General features: G+C 49.4%; 15 protein-coding genes. 9 read left to right on the top strand and 6 right to left on the bottom strand.

The genetic code is table 11. From position 1 onward, the window contains the following. The first annotated feature begins 343 nt into the window (after nt 1–343). Nucleotides 344–2,302: a hybrid sensor histidine kinase/response regulator gene (locus DFR42_RS06590; protein ID WP_110254079.1), complete on the top strand. Its 1,959-nt coding sequence runs from the start codon at nt 344–346 to the stop codon at nt 2,300–2,302. 9 nt (nt 2,303–2,311) lie between these two features. Here the strand turns inward: DFR42_RS06590 and DFR42_RS06585 are convergent, their stop codons facing one another. Together DFR42_RS06585 and DFR42_RS06580 are read right to left on the bottom strand one after the other, a co-directional pair. Then, nucleotides 2,312–2,491 (bottom strand): hypothetical protein, encoded by a 180-nt coding sequence (locus DFR42_RS06585; protein ID WP_110254078.1) that lies wholly within the window; start codon nt 2,489–2,491, stop codon nt 2,312–2,314. A gap of 211 nt (nt 2,492–2,702) precedes the next feature. After that, a complete protein-coding gene (locus tag DFR42_RS06580; protein WP_110254077.1) occupies nt 2,703–2,906 on the bottom strand; it encodes a hypothetical protein in 204 nt (67 codons plus the stop codon). Nucleotides 2,907–3,382: 476 nt separating this feature from the next. Here DFR42_RS06580 and DFR42_RS06575 point away from each other — a divergent pair, with 476 nt between their 5' ends. The 3 genes from DFR42_RS06575 to DFR42_RS06565 all read left to right on the top strand — a co-directional run bounded on the left by DFR42_RS06575 (nt 3,383) and on the right by DFR42_RS06565 (nt 6,617). After that, nucleotides 3,383–3,799, top strand: a complete 417-nt coding sequence (locus DFR42_RS06575; protein WP_110254076.1) for a BON domain-containing protein — start codon at nt 3,383–3,385, stop codon at nt 3,797–3,799. Between the two features lie 66 nt (nt 3,800–3,865). Continuing rightward, entirely contained in the window at nt 3,866–4,384 is a 519-nt protein-coding gene (locus tag DFR42_RS06570; RefSeq protein ID WP_110254075.1) for a hypothetical protein, read from the top strand. A 109-nt stretch (nt 4,385–4,493) separates the two neighbouring features. Further along, nucleotides 4,494–6,617, top strand: a complete 2,124-nt coding sequence (locus tag DFR42_RS06565; RefSeq protein WP_110254074.1) for a catalase — start codon at nt 4,494–4,496, stop codon at nt 6,615–6,617. A gap of 83 nt (nt 6,618–6,700) precedes the next feature. Here DFR42_RS06565 and DFR42_RS06560 read toward each other — a convergent pair whose 3' ends face one another. Further along, nucleotides 6,701–7,948: an extracellular catalytic domain type 1 short-chain-length polyhydroxyalkanoate depolymerase gene (locus DFR42_RS06560; protein WP_110254073.1), complete on the bottom strand. Its 1,248-nt coding sequence runs from the start codon at nt 7,946–7,948 to the stop codon at nt 6,701–6,703. A gap of 48 nt (nt 7,949–7,996) precedes the next feature. Beyond that, on the bottom strand, nt 7,997–8,410 hold the full coding sequence (locus DFR42_RS06555; RefSeq protein WP_110254072.1) for a CopG family transcriptional regulator: 414 nt from the start codon (nt 8,408–8,410) through the stop codon (nt 7,997–7,999). A 302-nt stretch (nt 8,411–8,712) separates the two neighbouring features. Here DFR42_RS06555 and DFR42_RS06550 point away from each other — a divergent pair, with 302 nt between their 5' ends. The 4 genes from DFR42_RS06550 (at nt 8,713) to DFR42_RS06535 (ending at nt 13,919) form a co-directional block, all read left to right on the top strand. Continuing rightward, entirely contained in the window at nt 8,713–9,246 is a 534-nt protein-coding gene (locus tag DFR42_RS06550; RefSeq protein ID WP_110254071.1) for a hemerythrin domain-containing protein, read from the top strand. Between the two features lie 245 nt (nt 9,247–9,491). Then, a complete protein-coding gene (locus tag DFR42_RS06545; protein ID WP_110254070.1) occupies nt 9,492–10,622 on the top strand; it encodes a mechanosensitive ion channel family protein in 1,131 nt (376 codons plus the stop codon). Between the two features lie 250 nt (nt 10,623–10,872). Continuing rightward, nucleotides 10,873–13,239, top strand: coding sequence for a hybrid sensor histidine kinase/response regulator (locus DFR42_RS06540; RefSeq protein ID WP_110254069.1), 2,367 nt, complete (start codon nt 10,873–10,875; stop codon nt 13,237–13,239). Nucleotides 13,240–13,502: 263 nt separating this feature from the next. Continuing rightward, nucleotides 13,503–13,919, top strand: a complete 417-nt coding sequence (locus DFR42_RS06535; protein WP_110254068.1) for a response regulator — start codon at nt 13,503–13,505, stop codon at nt 13,917–13,919. An 83-nt stretch (nt 13,920–14,002) separates the two neighbouring features. Here DFR42_RS06535 and DFR42_RS29100 read toward each other — a convergent pair whose 3' ends face one another. Further along, nucleotides 14,003–14,158, bottom strand: coding sequence for a hypothetical protein (locus DFR42_RS29100; RefSeq protein ID WP_170133424.1), 156 nt, complete (start codon nt 14,156–14,158; stop codon nt 14,003–14,005). A 143-nt stretch (nt 14,159–14,301) separates the two neighbouring features. Then, the gene (locus DFR42_RS06530) at nt 14,302–15,909 is read right to left on the bottom strand and encodes an ATP-binding response regulator (RefSeq protein ID WP_245936846.1); all 1,608 of its coding nucleotides are present in this window, start codon (nt 15,907–15,909) and stop codon (nt 14,302–14,304) included. Nucleotides 15,910–16,224: 315 nt separating this feature from the next. On the opposite strand from DFR42_RS06530, the gene DFR42_RS06525 reads away from it, so the two are divergent. Then, the gene (locus tag DFR42_RS06525) at nt 16,225–22,503 is read left to right on the top strand and encodes a HAMP domain-containing protein (protein WP_110254066.1); all 6,279 of its coding nucleotides are present in this window, start codon (nt 16,225–16,227) and stop codon (nt 22,501–22,503) included. Nucleotides 22,504–22,507 lie beyond the last annotated feature (4 nt).

Raw genomic sequence — 22,507 nt, 5'->3', positions numbered from 1 at the left:
ATCATAATGACAAGACGTGATGGCAGCAGTCAGAAAATATGTGCTGTGTTTGTAGGCGAAGATGCAGTGCGTGGGACTATGATTTACCTGGTTTGCAGATATCCTGTTCTCAAAAAAGGTGTATGGCAGGGTGTTTAGATCTAGTTGTCATCACAGGTGTTTTTATATGACCACAAAGTTTTTTGTGCGGCACAACATAATTTGGAGGCTGGGGCCGGGTTTCGTTACATTGACGATAAAATAGAATATTATTCAAAAATAATGTCGTAAGCCTATATCGTCAATTTAGACAGATGTGGCTGGATGCGATAGTTAACAAAGCTTGGTTACTTGGAAATAGTTGATGTCCAGCCGAAATTTACCCGATGATAAAAAACTGATTGATCTCCAGCGTTTTCAATTGCTGGTTGATGCAATCACGGACTATGCAATCTATATGCTGGATGTTGATGGTCGCGTGGTCAGCTGGAATGCCGGTGCACAAAAGTTCAAGGGCTACGCCGCAGATGAAATCATAGGTCAGCATTTTTCTCAATTTCATACACCTGAAGACCAGGCCGCAGGCCTCCCGGGACGTTCACTGCAGATTGCTGAAACTGAAGGACGTTACGAGACTGAGGGCTGGCGCGTACGCAAGGATGGCTCTTATTTCTGGGCAAGCGTGATTATTGATGCCATCCGGGAAGATGATAGACTTCTTGGCTTCGCAAAAATTACACGTGACATTACCGATCGCAAGAAAGCGGAAGAAGCCTTGCGTGTTAGCGAGCAACAGTTTCGTTTGCTGGTACAGGGCGTTACTGACTACGCAATCTATATGCTGGATAAGGAAGGGTATGTCAGTAACTGGAATGCAGGTGCCCAGCGTATCAAAGGTTACCGGCAGGAAGAGGTAATCGGTACGCATTTTTCTCGTTTTTATACAGAGGAAGACCAGCTTGATGGGGTGCCGTCGCGCGCACTGTCGACGGCAAGGAACGAAGGCCGTTTTGAGCAGGAAGGCTGGCGTGTCAGGAAAGATGGCAGCCAATTTCGCGCTCATGTTGTGATCGATCCTATTTGCGACGCCTTCGGTGAATTTGTCGGTTATGCCAAGGTCACCAGGGATATTACTGAGAAACACGAAGCAGCTATCGCGCTGAAAAAAACCGAACAAGCCTTGCAACATGCGCAAAAGATGGAAACTATCGGTAAATTGACTGGCGGCATAGCGCATGACTTTAATAATCTGCTACAGATCATTTCCGGAAATTTGCAACTATTGTCTGCCGAGATTGCAGGTAATCCACATGCAGAGAGACGCGTCTCCAATGCATTGGCGGGTGTCAAGCGAGGTGCCAAGCTCGCGAGTTACTTATTGTCTTTTGGCCGCCGTCAGGCACTTGATCCCAAAGTCGTCAATATCGGTCGTTTTGTGATTGATATGGAAGATATGTTGCAACGCAGTCTGGGTGAGACTATCGAAGTTGACACTATTCTGGCTGATGATCTGTGGAATACCTTCGTCGATGTGGCACAGGTCGAAAATGCTTTGCTTAATCTGGCCGTCAATGCGCGCGATGCAATGGACTCCGTTGGCAAGCTCACGATAGAAATCAGTAATGCTGTTCTGGATGAAAATTATGCGCGCACTCATGCAGAAGTCAGTGCGGGCGAATATGTGATGCTGGCAGTGTCCGATGTGGGCTCAGGCATGTCGCCAGAAGTTGTAGCTCAGGCATTCGAACCCTTTTTCTCGACCAAGGCCGAGGGTAAGGGCACTGGCCTGGGTTTGTCCATGGTCTATGGTTTCGTCAAGCAGTCTGGCGGCCACGTCAATATTTATAGTGAACTGGGCTATGGCACCACTGTAAAACTCTATCTTCCGCGTTCAACAGAGCAGGAGGGCCGGCTGGCAACGCAGGCCGAGGAAAAAATTGTCGGCGGCACAGAAACCATCCTGGTTGCAGAAGATGATGAGCAGGTTCGTACCACGGCCATCGACATACTGACTACCCTGGGATATAAGGTATTGCACGCAGGCGATGCCGAAAGTGCTCTCGCAATTATTGATGCTGGTGTCAGAGTTGATTTGCTGTTTACTGATGTTGTCATGCCAGGGCCATTACGTAGCCCCGAACTGGCGCGCAGGGCACGTGAACGTTTGCCCGAACTTGCCGTATTGTTTACTTCCGGCTATACCCAAAACGCCATTGTTCATGGCGGGCGGCTGGATGAAGGGGTGGAGTTACTGGGTAAGCCATATAGCCGTGAAGCACTGGCATTAAAGGTACGTTCCGTCATTGCCAACTGCAAGAGATAAATTTTGATGCTAAGAAGCTTGATTAGAAAGAGCGATCTCGATTTTTCTCAAAAGCTGATCCTTGGCCGCACTGATTTCTATGTCTGACATGGATGGCAAGCGGCTGATCAATTTATCGAGATCTTCTTTAAAATCTGCGCTTGAAATCTGATGTTGGTTCTTTGGGTTTTCTGTAAGCTTTTTACTCATGATTATTCCTGTCTATTGCATGTCAGCCTGGCGAATACTCTGCCAGCAATAAGCATGTATCTGAAAAGTTCTCAGTACGTCGTTTGATCTGTCCTTGCGGGTAGTTGGCAACTAGCAGGAACTGGACAGGTGAGGAAACAAGATTTCATCACCTGTTTATTCATGTCTATTATTGACTTCAATGCTGATTTCAAGGCTCACTTCCATGCCATCAGCTTGAAAAATACATGGCTCTTAAATTTCGACGGTGTTCTTCCATTTTCTTCAAATGCAGATGTTGAGTTGTCGGGAGCAAAGCTTTTGATTTCTTGGTGTTGCTGTCTGCCAATGTCATGCTGGGTGCAAGCAGCTGTTCATTCAGCGCAGAAATGTTTTGATTTTTAATTGAAAAATGGAAGCCGAAAAAATTTTTCACGATGACTCCTCTTAAAAAGTGGGTGGGCTGAATAATTTCTCTATCGCATCAGTAAGCATCAATAAGCATAAGCGCTTGCATGCTGTCTGTTTACTTTGTTCATTACTCTGCTTTTACTATTGCAAGCTACATGACGAAAACACTGCGAAAGAGTGGTCATGATAAATAGAATCCTCTTCTTAAAATACAGGACAAGAGCGACCCCATTTGTAGGAAAGCGCCTACTGCTGGCGTATTCCTGCAAAAGCCAAAAATTATATGGCCATGACATATTCCTGCCTTTTAAAAATAGGTCAATGTGTCTGAATTAATATTGAAATTTTTTTTTGATCTGCGTTTTACCTATGTAATGCTCGCCAAAAAAATCCTCTTTCTTTCCAGATTTTCATTACATGTGACCTAGCGTACAGATGTCTTGGATTAATTTTCTTAATCTATCGCTAGTTGTCCGCAATGGACTTAATCAGGAGAAATGAATGAGACGAATACTCAATCAAATCGGTATTGCCTCCCTATTGTGCTGCGCCGCATTGCCAGCTACTGGATTTGCCGCTGACCCTGTTCCTTCAGTGGTAACCGAAGGAAAAAGTGCGCCCAATGTCGATAACTCAGCGATCAATGACAGAGACAGGTATGCCGGCAATAAAACACCGGAAGACCAGTTCAACACACCAGAAGACCGTAATCTGCTGGCTGCAGTCAGACGTTCAGTCGTGCATGATAAATCACTGTCTTTGATGGCGCATAACATCAAGATCATCGTCAATACCGGTGCGGTTACCTTGCGTGGACCGGTGAAAACGGCAGACGAAAAAATGAAAGTGGAAAAAATCGTCCTGGCGGTCAAGGGTGTCAGTTCCATTAATAACTCGCTGGACGTGAAAACCAATTAAACAGAGTAAGCAAGGTAGCAAGCCGGTCTGGCAACACATGCAATCAAATTCATTCAAGGAGTACATATGAAAACCGCCATTTACTGTATCGCAACAAACCGAGTCCAAGCTGAAAACATCGTCGACAATCTGAAACTCTCAGGCTTCCCAAGCGGTGATATTTCAGTTTTGTTCCCTGATCAAACCGGTACACGTGATTTTGCACATGAGCAAAACACCAAATTACCAGAAGGTGCTGCCGCTGGCGGAGCTGCAGGCATGGGCGTTGGTGCCATCCTGGGCTGGCTGACAGGTATCGGTACGCTGGCCATCCCTGGTGTAGGCCCTTTCATTGCTGCTGGCCCTATCATGGCGGCACTCAGCGGCGCTGCATTGGTGGGTGCCGCAGGCGGTATTATCGGCGCGATGGTGGGTCTGGGTATACCGGAATATGAAGCGAAATTGTATGACGGGAAGATTCGGGGCGGCAATATCCTGATTTCTGTACATTCCGATAATTCCAGCCAGGAAAGCATTGCAAAAGACATTTACAAAAAAGCGGGTGCGGAAGATATCAACTCTACATCCGAAGCCAGTGTGACTTGAATTTTTCCTGAGTAGTAAATACTGGCACTGCAAAAACGGACTGCTCAAAGTACAGGGCCGTCCGTTTTTTCTTTGCATCCGTCCTAACCTTTATTGTAGAGTGCCTACCATGCCCAAGACAGCCGTCGCCAAAACAGGAAGTAAAGAAACGACAAAAGAAGCAAAAAAAGAAAGTAAAAACCTGACGTCCACCTCCATCGGTAATGGGGGCGAGCTACATCAGATTGCCGGGAAAATATATCCGCAATTAACCACTAACCAAGGCGTGGTCATTGCGGATGACCAAAACTCCCTGAAAGCCAGTGTCAGAGGACCAACCTTGCTGGAAGACTTTATCCTCAGGGAAAAAATTACGCATTTTGATCATGAGCGTATCCCTGAGCGCATCGTCCATGCCCGCGGAACCGGTGCGCATGGATATTTTGAATTGACGCAATCGCTGGAAAAATATACTACGGCAAAAATCCTGACTGAAACAGGAAAGCAAACGCCGGTATTTACCAGGATTTCTACCGTTGCTGGCGGTTCCGGTTCTGTGGACACTCCCCGCGATGTGCGCGGCTTTGCAGTCAAATTCTATACCTCGGAAGGCAATTGGGATCTGGTGGGTAATAATGTCCCCGTCTTCTTTATTCAGGATGCGATCAAATTTCCTGATCTTATCCATGCAGTAAAAATGGAGCCTGATCGCGGCTTTCCACAAGCGGCATCTGCGCACGATACCTTCTGGGATTTTATTTCACTGACGCCAGAAGCTATGCACATGGTAATGTGGATCATGTCTGACCGCACACTGCCAAGATCATTGCGCATGATAGAAGGCTTTGGTGTGCATAGCTTCCGTCTGATTAACAAGAATGGTGAATCGACTTTTGTAAAATTTCACTGGCGCCCCAAGGCAGGCTTACAGTCTACTGTCTGGGATGAAACGGTGAAAATTGCCGGTGCCGACCCTGATTTTCACAGACGTGATTTCTTTGAGGCCATTACTGCAGGTGATTTCCCTGAATGGGAACTGGCGGTACAGTTATTTACCGAAAAAGAAGCAGATGCGTTCCCGTTTGACCATCTCGATGCTACTAAACTCATCCCTGAAGAACTGGTACCCCTGACTGTGATCGGACGCATGGTATTGGACAGATGGCCAGACAATTTCTTTGCCGAGACTGAGCAAGTCGCGTTTTGCCCATCGCATTTGGTTCCTGGTATTGATTTCTCGAATGACCCCTTGCTGCATGGGCGCTTGTTTTCTTATCTGGATACACAATTGTCCAGGCTAGGCTCAGCCAATTTCCACCAGATTCCTGTCAATGCACCCAGGTGCCCGTTTGCCAATCATCAGCGTGATGGCCATATGCAGATGGCAAGGCCTGTTGGTAGAGTCGCGTATGAACCAAATTCACTGGCAAAAGATGCTCCGCGCGAACAGCCTGCGACAGGGTTCACGAGCATGGCAGAGCCTGTTGCTGGTGACAAGGGGAGGATACGCCCGGAAAGTTTTGCTGATCACTATAGTCAGGCCCGTCAGTTCTATGTCAGCCAGAATGAGACTGAGCAAGCGCACATAGTTGCAGCACTGGTTTTTGAATTATCCAAAGTCGAGCACCCGCATATACCATTGGCCATGGTTGCTCATCTGCTGCACATCAATGAAGAGTTGGCGCAGCGTGTTGCCGATGGCCTGGGCATCAAAGACTTGCCAGCAGCACCAGCTATTAGCGCTGAGATACAGGATTTGCCGGCATCACCTGCCCTGGGTTTGATAGACAAGATGAAAGATAGTTTGGCGGGCCGTGTCCTTGGTATTCTCATTGCTGACGGTACCGATGCCAAGGTGCTGGAAAAATTCAAAGCTGCTGTTACTGCTGCAGATGCCAAATACAAGATCATTGCCCCGCGTATCAATGGCGTGTATTTGTCAGATGGCAAAGAAGCCAAAGTAGATGGGCAACTGGCAGGCAGTCCTTCCGTGATATTTGATGCTGTTGCCCTTGTCCTTTCCAGTGAGTCGGCAAAGAAACTGGCACGGGATATGGCTGCCAAAGGCTTCGTCAGCGATGCGTTCAGCCATTTGAAAGCGATTGCCTATGATTCAGGTGGCGACGTACTGTTGACTGCGGCCGGTATTGATAAAGATGCTGCCGTCATATCAACGGATAAATTGAAAGACTTCATCGCCGCTGCAAAAACAAGGCTATGGACTAGAGAGGAGTTTGTGCGTCCGCCGCTATGAAGAAATAGCTGCTGTTAGCGAGTAAAAGCCTTATGCGTAGCTATGCATAAGGCATTTTTAATGCGAACTACATTATTTCCGCTTTACATCTGATTTGTACTTACTTGCGATAAAAAGAAACGCAACATCTCGCGGCTGGCATCTGGCCCTGCTGCGTCAGTAAAACTGCCTTGGCTGTTGCCGCCCGACCAGGCGTGACCAGCGCCATGGATGACCCATTGCTCAGCAGGGGCGGGCACATTGTCCGTTTGATGAGAAGCAGTATTATCGGCATAGCGTGTGCGCGTATAGAGACGGCCTAGCTTGCCGCTACCGTTTTCTTTTCGTGCTGTTAAATTTTTTGACTGGTTGCTGCCCAGATAAGCTTCCATGATGCTGTCAGCATTTTTGCTATTAACCGTATGGTCCTGGTCACCGTGGAAGACGATGATAGGCACTGCGGCATCTGTCGATGATTTTTTACTTTGGCTTGCTGCTCCGCGCATGGCTGCCAGGGCGGAAGGCAAATCATTTGCCGCGCCAAATGGCAGGCCAGAATGTATGCCAACTGCGGCATAAAGCTCAGGATAAGCATCGGCCATGATGGCAGCCATCGCACCACCGGCAGACATACCCGCGATGAAGACACGGCGTTCATCTGCGTGATAATCGGCCATTATCTTGCGGGTGAGACCGGCGATCAGAGCAGGTTCACCCTGGTCACGCTTTTGATCCATGGCCTTGAACCAGTTCCAGCATTTTGAGCTATTTGCACTCTGGTCCTGGCAAGGGTAGACGACGATGCATTGCTCTTGTTCTGCGATCAGATTCATCCCGGTGCCAGTGGCAAAATCATCAGGCCCTTGTGTGCAGCCGTGCAGCATGACGATCAGTGGCAATGCCTGTCCTGTATAACCAGAAGGGATATAGAGCTTGTAAGTGCGCTTGCCATGTGCATTGGCATAGCTGCCGCTAATGAAACGACCTGTATCGCTTTTGTCAGTTTTTTTTGCTTCCGGAGTTTGCGCATCGATGACATCTGCAGCATGGCGGGCATCAGCTTGCGGCTGGCCGTCACGCTTATTCTCAGGTCGTGGATTAATGTCATGCAGGGTCTGTTCCCTTTTCTGATCATGTTGGTTCGCGTAATCAGATCCAGTATGAGTTGCAGTCTTTGCCAGACCAGGCAAATGCTTGTTCAGGGTACGTTGTATCAATTCTGTGACGGCAGTCAGATTTTGTAATTGATCCGTGTGCAGGCTGCCCTGAGCTGGTATGGCAAATGCCTTGCCATTGCGCCAGGATTTACCCGCCATGCGCATGCGCGCCAGCAGGTCTGGATTAAAATTCATGGTGTGCTTTCAATGTAACGCAACTTGTGCATAAGGGATAGTTGCTGGTCAGAGTATCCGTCCAGCGAGTGCCGCTTTTACTGCATTGCTGGCCTGGAATGCCCCTAGTACAGAAATGGATTCGATAGTAGTCATCGCCAGTTCAGGGCTGACATCAGCAGCGATGCTGGCCAGGCCCAGTACCTGTATTTGCAGGCGCTGTCCTGCATCACGCACGGCTTCAAGGTCAGCGCGTGTGTAATGCTGCAAGCCCAATACCAGGCTCTTGCGTGCCACAGTCTGGCGTATGACTTCAGCATGTGTGAGTAACTGGTTGCGTATTGCCGTGCGTATCAGGTCTGTACGGTTTGAATAAAAACCTTCCTGCACGAGCAGATCCACCTGGCCTAGATCAATCAAGCCAAGATTGATGGTGATTTTTTCTGTATCGCTGGCCTTGGCCCGTATGTCGGTAACACTCATGGCATTCCTTGGATTAACAAATACCATCCATATGGATGGTATTTGGATGTTTATTGGAGTATATCTATGTCGTTTACAAAGTAAAGCACTAATTTGTATCAAGACTTTCCTTGGTTTTTGTCCTACATGGCTTCAGCGCAGAGGCTTACCAGCATTTACCCGCACAAGTTTTAAGATGTTTCTACCTGCACTTATGAGTGTCTTGTTTTGCTTTTGAACAGATGAGATTGCTCAGGACAAGCTTTGCAGGCGCTTTATTCCTATCCCTTTATCAATGTCTTCATGTTTTAGAAGGAACTACCATGCGCACAGCCACATCTTCGACCAAAGCCAAGCCTGCAAAAATTCCTGTTGTTATCGCCAAAAAGCTTAAAGGAAGTAAAGCGCAAGACGCTGTCAGCCTGCTCAAGCAAGACCATAAAAACGTCAAGGCACTGTTCAGTAAATTTGAAAGCCTGGGTGACGCTGCTTTTGTCAGCAAGAAAAAAATAGCTCATCAGATCTGCCTGGAACTGACCAAGCACACCATTGCAGAGGAAGAGATCTTTTATACCGCCATGCGTGATGTCGGTGTTGATGTCAAGGATATGCTGGACGAAGCTACAGTAGAGCATGCCGCTGCCAAGGACCTGATCGCCCAGATATTGAATATGGAGCCAGGCGAAGACCTGTATGACGCCAAGGTCAAAGTCTTATCCGAGCAAATTGAACATCATGTGAAGGAAGAAGAAGGGGAGATGTTTCCCAAGGCAAAAAAAGCGAAGCTTGATCTGGTAGCCCTGGGTGCGGCGATACAACAACGCAAGGATGAAATCACGCTGCCATCCCTGCAATGAAGCTGAGAATACCAAAGAACAAAACAGCAAAGATAGTATCAAGATCAATAGAAAAACAGGAACCCCGGGCTGGAACAGCATTTGTCCAGCCTGGCCTTCCAATGTATTTGTATGCCTCCCTGGCTACAGTGAGTTGTCTGTGATTTGTCCGTGAATTCATAGCCGGCATACAAATACTCAGCTTCCGGTTTGCCCATGCAAGTAATTGCCATGGTCTGAACCGATAAAAAGACCTGGGAACAATTATGGATTTTCAATCGCTCATCAATCGCAATTTTCTGGATATTCCATTCATTAGCTGGATCACCGCTTGTGGCGTCGCTGTGCTTGCGTATTTCGTCATGCATACGTTCATCGGTTTCTTCAAGCGCAGGCTGACGGCTGATAGTAATCCGGGTACGGCACATGTCACAAAACTGATACCGCAAATTCTAGGCAGCACCAGCAATATCACTCTGATTATCACCTCGGTGCTGATAGGTGTAGCTGTACTGGATTTGCCTGCGCGCTGGAGTGACCGCGTCAATCATCTGTGGTTTCTGGCGTTTGGCTTGCAACTGGCCTTATGGATCAATAAAACCATCAAGGTCCTGAGCAAGCGTTATTTTAATTCCATGGCGACCGATGGTGCGCCAGCCAGCCGGGTTTCGCATACCATCATCGTCTGGGCCTTGCAATTTGTGCTGTGGGTCGTTTTTGCGCTGGCCATGCTGTCGAATGTAGGGATTAATGTATCAGCTTTCATTGCCAGTCTGGGTATAGGCGGTATTGCGATTGCACTGGCAGTGCAGAATGTGCTGGGTGATCTGTTTGCCTCCCTGGCAATTGCTGTAGACAAGCCTTTTGAAGTCGGCGATGCAATCAACATCAACGGTATCTCAGGCACGGTTGAACATGTGGGTTTGAAGACTACACGCCTGCGTGCTGACAGTGGCGAGCAAATCGTGATTGCCAATGCTGACTTATTGAAAAATACCATACGCAACTTCAAGCGCATGAAAGACAGGCGGGTGCAATTACTGGTCAAGGTCGCCTCCGACACTCCGCCCGACGTGCTGGAGCAGGTACCACCCATGTTAAGGAAAATAGTCGAAGAACAGCCTGAAGTGCGCTTTGACCGTGCTCATCTGAAGCTGTTTGACCGTAGTTCTATCGAGTTTGAAGTGATTTATTTTGTCCTGAAGCCGGAATACGGTTTGTACATGGACAAGCAACAAGCGGTCAACTTGAAGATCATGAGGGAGTTGCTGGCCAGGGATATTTCATTCTCTGACCCTGTGCAAAAAATAAAATATCTGGACGTGACAGGAGTAGAAACCAGGGAAGTGCGCAGGCCGCAGCAAATTGGGCAAGCGAAGCTGTCGCGGCAGTTTTGATCTATTCCACCCCTCTGCCGACCGGGACCAGTCTGGCGAAGTGGGTATTTCCAAGGGTATTTGAAATTAAGTCCCTCTAAATGACCTGTCAATCTTACGCCCCGTACTTATTGCCAATGCTGCCAAATGGCGCTAACCTTGTCATTTAGTACAAGTTAACTACTTGCAGCCAATCACTCACGTCCAAAGAAGCGCATGTTATCTGGTAAGGTTGGCGCTACAATTGCTGCTTACCAACTCAGGACCGAGTATGTCTCCGATACAGAATGACAATGCAGATGTTCCTGTGAACCTGCAGCAAGAATGGGCGTTTATAGGAAGCGGCACGCCTATGCGTGATGCCGTCAGGAACTTTGACTGGTCTGCCACTGAGCTTGGTCCTATCAATGCCTGGCCGCCAGCCTTGAAGGCTGTCGTTGGTATCATCATGAATTCTGCCCATCCCATGTTTCTCTGGTGGGGACCAAAACTGATACAGATATATAACGATGCCTATGTGCCCAGCTTTGGCATTGGGAAGCATCCCGCTGCGCTGGGACAGGGCGGCGCAGAATGCTGGCAAGAAATCTGGCCCATCATTTGGCCACAGATATCACATGTCATGACGGGCGGCGCTGCCAACTGGTATGAAGACAATCTCGTTCCTATCTGGAGAAATTCGCGGATGGAGGATGTGTACTGGACTTATACTTATACACCAGTCTATGGTGATGATGACCAAATTGTAGGCACCTTGGTTGTGTGCACCGAGACCACATCCCGTATTTTGGCCGAACGCAGGCAGCGTACCTTATCGTCGCTGACAGAGCGATTGACGTTTTGTAAAACCCGTGAGGAAATTTTTGAGACAGTGCATGCTGTCGCTGCCGAGAATACTGCTGACATTTTAGCCGTAGCCGTCAATCATGAAGACGCGGCAAATCTAAACAAAGATACCCATTTCAGTATTCATGCACTTCAACTGCATTTTCATCATGATTGTTCATTGACATTCGAATTGTCTCAGCGCTTGCCATTTGATGCTGCTTACAGCAAATTTTTGCATGAATTTGCTGCGGTGGTTTGTCGCGCTCTTACGCATATGGAAAGCTTGTTGGCCCGTGATTTTGCCGCTGCTGAAAGAGATCGTCTGCTTTTTGATGCGCCAGTAGGTACGGCGATCATGATGGGCGATGATCTGGTTTTTCAATTGGCAAATCCTATTTATTGCAAAATTATTGGCCGTCCTGAAATTATGGTGGTGGGGCGTAGTTTTGATGAGGTTTTTCCGGAGCTATTTGATTCTGAAGTGCGCACAAAATTCAAGCACGTATTCAGGGAGGGAATTCCATTTGTCTCTGAAGAAACCAAAGTACGCATCAGCTTGTACGGTGGCGAACCTGAAGACCGCTATTACATTTACAATCTGGCACCGATACGCCGTGTCGATGGACAAGTACATGGGTTGATGGCCATTGCCATTGACATTACTTCACAGGTGCTGGCACGTACCGAGATTGAACGCCTGAACGACAACCTGAATGTCACTTCCCGGGCAAAAGATGAGTTTCTCGCCATGCTGGGACATGAACTGCGTAATCCTTTAGCGCCCATAGTGACCGCGCTTGAGTTGATGAAGATGCGTAACCCTGGCCCTAAGGTCAGCAAGGAGCAGGCAGTCATTCAGCGCCAGGTTGATCACCTGGTGCGCTTGGTCGATGACCTGATGGACGTATCGAGAATAACCAGCGGCAAGGTGCAGCTCAGGATAGTCGCGAGCAATTTGCGCGACGTGATGAACAAGGCGCTGGAAATGGCCAGCCATTTGCTGGAGAAAAAAAATCACCACCTGACGCTGGATGTCGCGCCGATTACCTGGGTAGGTGACCCTGCTCGACTGGCGCAAGTGGTCGCCAACCTGCTGACCAATGCCGCAAAATATACACCCGATGGTGGTGAAATTTCATTGGTGACTTATCATGAAGATGATAAGGTCAAGATACGCGTCAGTGATAATGGCATGGGCATTTCGCCAAGCCTGATGCCGAATATTTTTGATCTGTTCGTGCAAGGAGGTAGAAGCGTAGACAGATCTGATGGTGGTCTCGGCATCGGTCTTGCACTGGTCAGCAATCTGGTGCAACTACATCATGGCAGCGTGCATGCCGAAAGCCCGGGTGAAGGCCTGGGCAGTAGTTTTACCATCAGCCTGCCTCATAAACTGGCCTTGGTAGAGGCGGAAGTGCAAGAGAAACCGGTTCACGTGCCCGCCAGCACCAGCGCGCGCATCCTTGTCGTTGACGATAATCGTGATGCTGCCGATTCCTTGCTTGAATTGCTCTCTGCCATGGGACATGAAGTCCGGGCCGTCTATGATCCCATACAGGCATTGAATGAAGTGCAGCGGTATATGCCGGAGTTTGCGATTCTTGATATAGGCTTGCCAGGCATGGATGGTTATGAACTCGCCAAAGCCATACGTGAGTTACCTGGCGGCGATGTCATGCGACTGATCGCGCTGACTGGTTATGGACAACAGCATGACAAGGAGCGCAGTCACAGTGCCGGGTTTAATGCCCATATGATCAAGCCTGTAGACTTTGGGTATCTGGAAAGATTGATTGCAGGAGATATATAAGTGAAGTGTAATAATGCAGCTTTTAATGAATGTAGGTATTGTCTTACACCATTTTGGGATTGCGCTGCTAGGGATTAATCACTGTTTCGCATAGGATGGATACCAGGTGCATGATAGGTTTTCTGAGAAGATAAAATAAATATCTTGGAAATCTTTGCAGAATAATTCAAATCGAATAATGACAGACGTATCGTTCTGCCTGGCATGTACAGCGCATTTACAATAGATGTACTGGCAGGGCGGTTTAGACAAGATAGATAATAATGATAAATCCACTTTCTGAAAATATTTACGACAGTTCACCCGGCAACGAAGCTAGTGCCCAGGCCGATACGGGTTTGCATATTCTGGTAGTCGAAGATAATCAGGATTTACTGGAAATGCTTTGTGAAATGCTGGATTTGATTGGCCATCATCCCATGCCGGCGGGGAGTGGTGAAAGGGCTTTGGAATTGTTGCAGCAAAGACGCTACGATGTGCTGCTGACAGATATCAATTTACCCAAAATGTCTGGCATTGCGCTGGGAAAACAGGCTGTAGAAGATGCGCCAGACATGCATATTATTTTTTCATCTGGTCATGGTGCGCATATACAGACCTATGTCAATTTTCCATGCCATGTGCTGACCAAGCCTTTTGAGTTAAGCCAGATTCAACAAATTCTCGATGGCTTTAAATGAGACCAACTCATCCGCAACAGTCTTGAAGACGATTTGTCCCGGGTTGTGAAAGCCTGGGGCTGAGATAATCCTGACTGATATTATCAATGCGTAGTAAGTATGCGCAGTCGGGCAAGCGCTAGCAAATTCAGGCTAGGCCCTTGCTGGGCAATCTGGAAGGGACAGCCCAGCGCGTTGCCAGGATTAACCAGTTGCAGGCAGGCTGATCTGTTAGACCTGAATTTCATTTTGTTTTTCATGATAGGCACCACGCTGTAAGAGGAGATGAGGCATTGTAAAGTCTCTCCGGCGCAGCAGATATCAGAAGGTTTATACAAGTTGTGTAGGATGGCGACGACATAGTAAAACAGAGATAGCAATGTTCACTCTGCGTGATCCTGTGTCAGGCAACTTGAAATGTTTCTATCGCGAGTATGAGTTGCTGGAGCTTTAAAGGTTTGACAAAGTGAGAGTCAAAGCCAGCTTCTGCAGTCAGGACATGGTCTTCCCTTAACCCATACCCAGTCAATGCGATCAGGTACATGCTGCTGGTGTCCTTGTCAGCACGCAAGCGTCTTGCCACTTCATAACCATCCATGCATGGTAAGCCTATATCAATCAGGGCAATGCCAGGTTTTTCTTCCTTCGCCAGGATAATTCCTTCTGCTCCTGTTGCCGCTTCGAGAACCTGAAACCCGTGTTCCTTGAGTAATTGCGTGGTCATTTCGCGGGCATCTTCATTGTCTTCTATCAGCAGCAGTTTTTGGCTTGTTGCCATTTTCCGTACTTCCGGCTGATCTGGTGACGGCTGGATTGCTGCAGCTTGCGGCAGGACAATAGCAAAAGTGCTGCCAAGGTTTTCGCCTTCACTATGAGCATGGATATCTCCTCCATGCAATTCGACCAGTTGCCTGACCAGGGCAAGGCCTATGCCCAAGCCACCTTTGGCACGATCCAGGGAATGCTCACCCTGGACGAAAACATTAAAAATACGTGGCAACAAATCTTTTGAAATACCTATGCCAGAATCAGTAATCATCAAGCTGACCTTGCCATCTGCCAGCGTCTTTTTAATGCTGATGCTGCCGCCTGCAGGCGTGTACTTGATGGCATTGTCCAGCAAGTTGGTAATGATTTGCTCTGCACGCGTGGGATCAGCATCTACCCATGTATCGATGGGATCAATAGTCCATTGATAGCTGTCGACCGGACGGCTGGCTCTCAGGCTGTCAAGGCAGGACAAGATGACTTCGCCAAGATTGACTGCCGTTTTGTCGAGAACGATCTTGCCCGACATGACTCTGCCCAGGTCCAGCAAGTCATCAACGATGCGTGTCAGGTGATGTGATTGTCTGGAGAGGATTTTTTTCGCCCGTTCGACGCTGTCTGCTTTTGCACCCGGGAACCCTATAATGGATGCAGCACTGGTGATGGCACTTAGCGGGTTGCGCAGTTCGTGTCCCAGCATGGCGAGGAATTTATCTTTTGCCTCATTCTGTTCAACTGCTATTTTTCTTTCCTTGATTTCGCGCTGGAGTTTGTCATTGGCTGCCTGCAAGTCAGCCGTACGCAGGCTGAGCGCTTCTGCCTGCGCTTTCAATTCCAGATTCTTTTTTGCCAGCGTTACAAATACCGACACCTTGGCCTGCAACACTTGCGGAATAATGGGAGTGAAAAGGTAGTCAACTGCTCCTTGCTGGTAGGCTCTCAATTTATTCAGATCATCTGCCAGGAAGGCGGTGATAAAAATAATGGGTATGGAGGAGGAGCGCGCGCGATTATGGATGGCTTCTGCAGTTTCAAATCCATCCATGCCCGGCATATTCACATCCAGCAGGATCACGGCGAAGTCATCCTGCAATACATGGCGCAGCGCATCTTCACCAGATTTGGCAGTGACTACGGAGCACTGATTTTCATCTGCCCAGGTCGTGAGCAAGCCACTCAGGGCAAATAAGCTCGCTGTATCGTCATTCACTACCAGAATCTTGGGTTTATATTTTGCTTGCACTGTTTCCTCGCCCGCAGCGTTTCCTGTTGGAGACACTTTGACCATTATACAAATATTGAATTGTCACAAATCCTTAAATTTGCAGTAAATTATGTCACCGTATCTCATTTCACGGAAACAAAAATACACGAATGCCGCTGAAAAGTTGTTTGCAGGTTTTGAATACTGCTCCCACCATGTATTGCACTGCAGAATTGATGCTTTGTTTGGTACCGCCTGGCGGCTTTCATTTCCCCTCTGACTCTTCGAAGAAAACAGAGGGAGAGACAATATTTTGCAACTTACGATCTCAATTTCATCGGTTAAAAGGCCAGAATGAACACGCTAACTGACATTTCAGAAACACTTGATCCCAAGCTACTGCTCGCTGCATTGACTGCGCTCAAGAAGGGTGATTTCTCGGTCAAGATGCCTTCTGACCTGACTGGCCTCAATGGCAAGATCGCTGACACTCTGAACGAGATCATCGAAAACAGCTCGCATATGACCCAGGGTATCCTGAACGTTAGCCAGCTGGTGGGGCAGGAAGGGCGCTTGCTGCAACGTGCTTCATCCGTACGTGCCGAGGGCGACTGGGGCACCATCGTCAATTCTGTCAATTCCCTCATCGACGATCTGGTGCGTCCCACGACGGAGATGGCCAGGGTCATCGGTGCCGTGGCAAAAGGTGATCTTTCCCAAAGCATGGCACTGGAAGTCGATGGGCGGCCTTTGCAGGGACAATTCCTCAGTGCGGCGACCACAGCGAACACCATGGTGAGCCAGCTCAGCTCGTTCGCATCTGAAGTAACGCGGGTGGCGCGTGAAGTGGGTACGGAAGGCAAACTCGGCGGTCAGGCCAATGTGCCCAGCGTGGCGGGTATCTGGAAAGACCTGACTGACTCAGTCAATTCCATGGCGGGTAACCTGACATCTCAGGTACGTAATATCGCCGATGTAACCACTGCGGTCGCCAATGGCGACTTGTCAAAGAAAATCACGGTCGATGTGCGTGGTGAGATTTTGCAGCTGAAAGACACCATCAACACCATGGTTGATCAGTTGCGTTCGTTCGCATCCGAGGTTACGCGTGTAGCACGGGAGGTGGGCACTGAAGGCAAACTGGGTGGGCAGGCTTATGTACCCGGTGTGGGCGGCACCTGGAAGGATTTGACCGATAACGTTAACTTCATGGCGTCGAACCTCACGGGGCAGGTAAGGAATATTGCTGAGGTCACCACGGCAGTGGCGAACGGTGACTTGTCCAAAAAAATTGCAGCTGATGCCAAGGGTGAGATTCTGCAATTGAAGGACACCATCAACGTCATGGTGGACCAGCTCAGCTCGTTTGCATCAGAAGTAACACGGGTAGCACGTGAAGTGGGTACTGAAGGTAAGCTCGGTGGCCAGGCACAGGTAAAAGGCGTAGGCGGCACCTGGAAGGATTTAACGGACTCTGTCAATTCCATGGCGGGTAACCTCACCGATCAGGTACGTAATATCGCGGAAGTAACGACAGCGGTGGCGAATGGTGACTTGTCCAAAAAAATCACGGTGGACGTTAAAGGCGAGATTCTGGAACTCAAAAACACCATCAACGTCATGGTGGATCAGTTGAACTCATTTGCGTCAGAAGTAACCCGCGTGGCGCGTGAAGTGGGTACTGAGGGTAAATTGGGCGGGCAAGCCAATGTGCCAGGCGTGGCAGGTACCTGGAAGGATCTGACCGATTCGGTCAACTCCATGGCAGGTAACCTGACGGGGCAGGTGAGGAATATTGCGGACGTGACGACAGCGGTGGCGAATGGTGACTTGTCGAAAAAGATTACTGCCGATGCCAAGGGTGAGATTTTGGAACTCAAAAACACCATCAACGTCATGGTGGACCAGCTCAGCTCGTTCGCATCAGAAGTAACGCGGGTGGCGCGTGAAGTGGGTACCGAGGGCGAATTGGGTGGTCAGGCGAATGTGCCCGGTGTTGCAGGTACCTGGAAAGATCTGACCGACTCGGTTAACTCCATGGCAGGTAACCTGACTGGGCAGGTGAGGAATATTGCTGACGTCACGACAGCGGTGGCGAATGGCGACTTATCGAAAAAGATTACCGCCGATGCCAAGGGCGAGATTCTGGAACTTAAAAATACCATCAACGTTATGGTGGACCAACTCAGCTCGTTTGCTTCAGAAGTAACGCGGGTGGCACGTGAAGTGGGTACCGAGGGTGTGTTGGGTGGCCAGGCGAATGTACCAGGCGTTGCCGGTACCTGGAAAGATTTGACCGATAACGTCAATTTCATGGCATCCAACCTGACAGGGCAGGTACGTAACATCGCCGACGTAACGACTGCAGTGGCAAAAGGTGATTTGTCCAAAAAAATCACGGTGGACGTTAAAGGGGAGATTCTTGAATTGAAGAACACCATCAACGTCATGGTGGACCAGCTCAGCTCGTTCGCCTCTGAAGTAACCAGGGTGGCGCGTGAGGTTGGCACTGAAGGCAAGCTCGGTGGACAGGCTTTCGTGAAAGGCGTGGGCGGTACCTGGAAGGACTTGACCGATAACGTCAACTTTATGGCATCCAATCTGACCGGGCAGGTGCGTAACATCGCTGAGGTGACAACAGCGGTGGCGAATGGTGACTTGTCCAAGAAAATCACGGCTGACGTCAAGGGGGAAATTCTGCAATTAAAAAACACCATCAACGTCATGGTGGACCAGCTGAGCTCATTCGCATCTGAAGTAACGCGCGTCGCGCGTGAGGTGGGTACGGAAGGTAAGCTCGGCGGACAGGCGAATGTGCCAGGCGTGGCCGGTACCTGGAAGGATTTGACGGACTCGGTCAACTCCATGGCCGGTAACCTGACATCACAGGTGCGTAATATTGCTGACGTGACGACAGCGGTGGCGAATGGCGATTTGTCCAAGAAAATCACGGTGGACGTGCGCGGTGAGATTTTGCAGTTGAAAGACACCATCAATACCATGGTGGATCAGCTTAATTCATTCGCGTCTGAAGTAACGCGGGTGGCGCGGGAAGTGGGTACGGAGGGGCGTCTGGGTGGTCAGGCGAATGTGCCAGGTGCTTCCGGAACCTGGAAAGATTTGACGGATAACGTCAACTTCATGGCATCGAATCTGACTGGTCAGGTGCGCAATATTGCCGACGTGACGACGGCGGTGGCAAATGGTGACTTGTCCAAAAAAATCACGGTGGACGTCAAAGGCGAGATTCTGGAGCTGAAAGACACCATCAACGTCATGGTGGATCAGCTCAGCTCGTTCGCATCAGAAGTAACGCGGGTAGCGCGTGAAGTGGGGACTGAAGGCAAGCTCGGCGGTCAGGCGCAAGTGAAAGGCGTAGGCGGCACCTGGAAAGATTTGACGGAGAACGTTAACTTCATGGCAGCCAACCTGACGGAACAGGTGCGCGGTATCGCCGGTGTAGTGACTGCGGTGGCAAATGGTGACCTTAAAAAGAAACTGACGGTGGCAGCACAGGGTGAAATTGCTTCGCTGGCCAATACCATCAATGAGATGACAGATACGCTGGCCGTGTTTGCCGACCAGGTAACAACCGTAGCGCGTGAGGTAGGGGTAGAAGGCAAGCTGGGTGGCCAGGCCAGTGTGCCGGGTGCATCAGGCACCTGGAAAGATCTGACCGAAAACGTCAACCAGCTTGCCGCCAATTTATCTACCCAGGTACGTGCGATTGCAGAAGTGGCGACTGCAGTGACGCGGGGTGATTTGTCACGCTCGATTCAAGTGAAAGCGCGTGGTGAGGTGTCAGATCTCAAGGACAATATCAACGAGATGATACGCAACCTCAAAGAGACGACGCAAAAGAATGCTGAACAGGATTGGCTCAAGACTAATCTGGCACGCTTCACTCGTTTGCTGCAGGGCCAGCGCGATCTGAGTACGGTTACCAAGCTCATCCTGTCTGAACTGGCACCGCTGGTATCTGCCCATCATGGCGTGTTTTACATGATGGACTCGAATAACGATGCTCCCCTGCTGGAAATGATTGCCAGTTATGGTTATCGCTCCAGCAGCAAGTTGCCCACCTCTTTCTTGCCAGGCGAAGGCCTGGTCGGGCAGTGTGCACTGGAGAAGAGCAGGGTATGGCTGACCAATGTACCGCGTGACTATATCAAGGTGTCGTCCGGTCTTGGCTCTGCGCCACCTACCAATATCGTGGTCTTGCCTATCTTGTTTGAACAACAGGTCAAGGCCGTGATTGAGATTGCTTCGCTGGACAAGTTTACACAAACGCATATGGGTTTCCTCGATCAGCTGATGGAATCTATCGGCGTGGTCTTGCATACGATTGAAGCAAATAGCCGTACCGAGAGTTTGTTGACACAATCCCAGTCGCTGGCGCAAAAACTGCAACAGACGAATCAGGAACTGGCAGAAAAAGCCAGTCTGCTGTCTGATCAAAATATCGAGGTGGAACGCAAAAATCGTGAGGTGGAACAAGCCAAACTGGCGCTGGAAGAAAAGGCAACGCAACTTGCTTTGTCATCCAAATATAAGTCAGAATTCCTGGCTAATATGTCGCATGAATTGCGTACGCCTCTGAACAGCTTGCTGATCCTGGCACAGCAACTCAGTGATAATCCTCAGGGTAATCTGTCTGGTAACCAAGTCGAATACGCCAAAACCATTTTCGGTTCTGGCAGTGATTTGCTCACACTGATTAACGATATTCTTGATTTGTCGAAGATAGAGTCAGGCACGGTCACGCTGGAACTCAGCGAATCACGTCTGCCCATACTGGCATCTTATGTTGAACGTACTTTCCGCCATATGGCAGAAGCCAAGAACATCAATTTCTCCATCACGCTGGATCAGGGTTTGCCAGCAGCAATCAAGACCGATACAACGCGCTTGCAGCAAATTCTTAAAAACCTGCTGTCGAATGCCTTCAAGTTTACTTCAAGAGGTGAGGTAAGGCTCAGCATAGGTGTGGTGCAGTCGGGCTGGACGCCTGATCTTCCGCAACTGAGCCATGCCGATGCGGTGCTGGCATTCTCTGTTGCCGACACCGGCGTTGGTATCGCCAGCGACAAGCTGCAGCTGATTTTTGAAGCATTCCAGCAGGCAGATGGCAGTACCGCGCGCAAATATGGCGGTACAGGGCTGGGTCTTTCCATCAGCCGCGAACTGGCACGCTTGCTGGGAGGAGAAATCCGCGTGACCAGTATAGTAGGAAGCGGCAGTACCTTTACCCTGTTCTTGCCATACAGCGGCGCGGGCCTCATTAGCCAGACACCGCAACAAAATACCGCGTCAAGCACACCCATGCTCATCAGGGTACTGGAAGCACCAGCGAGTGCTGAAGGTACATCGCGAGCTATGCCAAACGAAGCAGCAACCATGAGCCTGAACTATGCTGAAGGCGAGGCGTCATTTGATGACAGGAATATGATCGCAAGCGGCGATCCTTCTTTATTGATCGTCGAGGATGACAGTCGTTTTTCCGCAATCTTGCTGGCTTTTGCGAGAGAAAAAGGCTTCAAGGGCATAGTCAGCCAAAGCGGTGATGCTGCATTGACACTGGCACGTGATTACAGCCCTACCGCCATCCTGCTGGATATAGATTTGCCAGACTGTGATGGCTTCACGGTGCTGGACCGCCTGAAACGCGACCCTGGCACGCGGCATATTCCTGTGCATATCATGTCCAACTCCAACGAGCGTGAACGCGGCTTGCAGCACGGTGCCATTTCTTATCTCACCAAGCCCATCAAGCGTGAGCGCCTGGAAGAAGAATTCAACCGCATACAGCAATTCCTTTTCAGAGGGAAGCGCAGTTTGCTGGTGGTGGAAGATGAAGACTTGCAACGTGCCCGCATAGTCGAGCTGATAGGCGAACATGATGTACAGATCACGGCAGTTGAAAGCGGCCAGAGAGCCCTGGAAGCACTGAAGCACACTCATTTTGATTGCATGGTACTGGACCTGACCTTACCCGATATTGATGGTTTTGAATTACTGGAAACCATCAGCAAGGATAAAAAGCTCAGGGACTTGCCAGTCATCATCTATACCGCCAAGGAGTTGTCGCGCAAAGAAGTCACCAAGATACGCAAGGTCGCAAAAACCATCGTCGTCAAGGATGCGCGTTCACCCGAACGACTGCTGGATGAAACAGCACTCTTCCTGCATCGTTCGCCTGCTGATTTGCCCGAGTTACAAAGGCGTATGCTGGAAGACATGCATGCATCTGATGGCAGCCTGGCGGGGCGCAAAGTCTTGGTAGTGGATGATGATTTGCGCAATATCTTTGCCCTGACGACCGTGCTTGAAAGGCAGGACATGATCGTGGTCTTTGCAGAAAATGGCAGGGATGGCATAGAACTGCTTGAACAAGACCCTGATATTGAGATCGTCCTCATGGATATCATGATGCCGGAAATGGATGGTTACGACACCATGCGCGCCATCAGGAAAATACCCAAGTTCAAGAGCATGCCCATCATCACCCTGACGGCCAAAGCCATGAAAGGTGACCGGGACAAATGCTTTGAAGCGGGGGCTTCAGACTACATCACCAAACCGGTGGATAGTGCGCAATTGTTGTCATTGATGCGCGTCTGGCTGACCGAGTAAAGCT

This window comes from Undibacterium pigrum, from assembly GCF_003201815.1.
GTDB classification, from domain to species: Bacteria; Pseudomonadota; Gammaproteobacteria; order Burkholderiales; family Burkholderiaceae_D; genus Undibacterium; species Undibacterium pigrum.
This window is presented reverse-complemented; position numbering and strand designations above follow the sequence as displayed.

What these genes read in the sequence shown, in the direction of transcription:
- DFR42_RS06560 (WP_110254073.1), bottom strand. Translation starts at nt 7,948, where the DNA reads ATGAATTTTAATCCAGACCTGCTGGCGCGCATGCGCATGGCGGGTAAA.
- DFR42_RS06545 (WP_110254070.1), top strand. Translation starts at nt 9,492, where the DNA reads ATGGATTTTCAATCGCTCATCAATCGCAATTTTCTGGATATTCCATTC.
- DFR42_RS06585 (WP_110254078.1), bottom strand. Translation starts at nt 2,491, where the DNA reads ATGAGTAAAAAGCTTACAGAAAACCCAAAGAACCAACATCAGATTTCA.
- DFR42_RS29100 (WP_170133424.1), bottom strand. Translation starts at nt 14,158, where the DNA reads ATGAAAAACAAAATGAAATTCAGGTCTAACAGATCAGCCTGCCTGCAA.
- DFR42_RS06555 (WP_110254072.1), bottom strand. Translation starts at nt 8,410, where the DNA reads ATGAGTGTTACCGACATACGGGCCAAGGCCAGCGATACAGAAAAAATC.
- DFR42_RS06575 (WP_110254076.1), top strand. Translation starts at nt 3,383, where the DNA reads ATGAGACGAATACTCAATCAAATCGGTATTGCCTCCCTATTGTGCTGC.
- DFR42_RS06590 (WP_110254079.1), top strand. Translation starts at nt 344, where the DNA reads ATGTCCAGCCGAAATTTACCCGATGATAAAAAACTGATTGATCTCCAG.
- DFR42_RS06565 (WP_110254074.1), top strand. Translation starts at nt 4,494, where the DNA reads ATGCCCAAGACAGCCGTCGCCAAAACAGGAAGTAAAGAAACGACAAAA.
- DFR42_RS06540 (WP_110254069.1), top strand. Translation starts at nt 10,873, where the DNA reads ATGTCTCCGATACAGAATGACAATGCAGATGTTCCTGTGAACCTGCAG.
- DFR42_RS06570 (WP_110254075.1), top strand. Translation starts at nt 3,866, where the DNA reads ATGAAAACCGCCATTTACTGTATCGCAACAAACCGAGTCCAAGCTGAA.
- DFR42_RS06550 (WP_110254071.1), top strand. Translation starts at nt 8,713, where the DNA reads ATGCGCACAGCCACATCTTCGACCAAAGCCAAGCCTGCAAAAATTCCT.
- DFR42_RS06525 (WP_110254066.1), top strand. Translation starts at nt 16,225, where the DNA reads ATGAACACGCTAACTGACATTTCAGAAACACTTGATCCCAAGCTACTG.
- DFR42_RS06535 (WP_110254068.1), top strand. Translation starts at nt 13,503, where the DNA reads ATGATAAATCCACTTTCTGAAAATATTTACGACAGTTCACCCGGCAAC.